This is a genomic window from Hymenobacter terrestris (genome assembly GCF_013377905.1).
Taxonomy (GTDB): Bacteria; Bacteroidota; Bacteroidia; order Cytophagales; family Hymenobacteraceae; genus Hymenobacter; species Hymenobacter terrestris.
Window position 1 is genome coordinate 1 of the sequence record NZ_JABKAV010000158.1, and the last position, 747, is coordinate 747.

A 747-nucleotide genomic window follows, 5' to 3' on the forward strand; every position below is an offset into this window, starting at 1 on the left:
TCGGGCGAGTAGGGTGGCAGAAAGATCACCTCCACGCCCCGCTCGGCCAGCCATTCGACGACGCCCGGCAGTTTATGTACCGAGAGATTGTCCAGCACCAAGACATCGCCCCGGCGCAGCGTAGGGGCCAGACACTCGCTCACGTACCAGGCAAAATTCGTGTAATTCAGGCCGCCTTCCAGCAATTGCACCGCCCCTGAGCCCCGCACCGACAGGGCCCCGATCAACGTCAGCGAGCGGCCCCGCGTCAGTGGTACGGGTTGGCCGACGCGTTGCCCGCCAGAAGCCCGCGCATACTGGCGGCAGTAGTCGAGGCGCAGCCCTGTTTCGTCGAGAAAGTGGAAGCGTGCTACGTCGGGCCGCGTGCACACGGTTTCTACGTGCTGCGCCCGCGCCGCTACCACCCGCTCGCTGTCGCGTTCACGGGCGTGGTTGCTTTTTTTTACGCCGCAGCCCGTGCTCGTCCAGCACGTTCCAGATGCTGGTCTGGCCCACCGGGCGGCCAAATTCGGCCTGCCAGGCGGCGTTCAACTCGGCCAGCGTGGCATCGGCGTGCTGCCCCACGTAGGCTACGAGCCACGCCTGCTCAGGCGGTGAAATCGTTCGGGCTGGACCACCACTGGCCGGTTTGGCCGCTAATGAGCCGGTTTGGCGCTGTTGGTGGCGCAACTTCTTGATGAAGGAGACGCTCACCCCGAAGCGCTCAGCGACCTGTTGCTGGCGCGAGCCGACCTGGGCACAAGCGGC

2 protein-coding genes are annotated in these 747 nt (G+C 65.7%); both read right to left on the reverse strand.

Annotated elements, in window-relative coordinates:
* On the reverse strand, window positions 1-371 hold a 371-nt coding region (locus tag HW556_RS18405; protein ID WP_176901571.1), incomplete at its 3' end, for a transposase.
* Window positions 372-420: 49 nt separating this feature from the next.
* Window positions 421-747 (reverse strand): helix-turn-helix domain-containing protein (locus HW556_RS18410; RefSeq protein WP_176901572.1); only part of this gene is annotated, 327 nt, incomplete at its 5' end.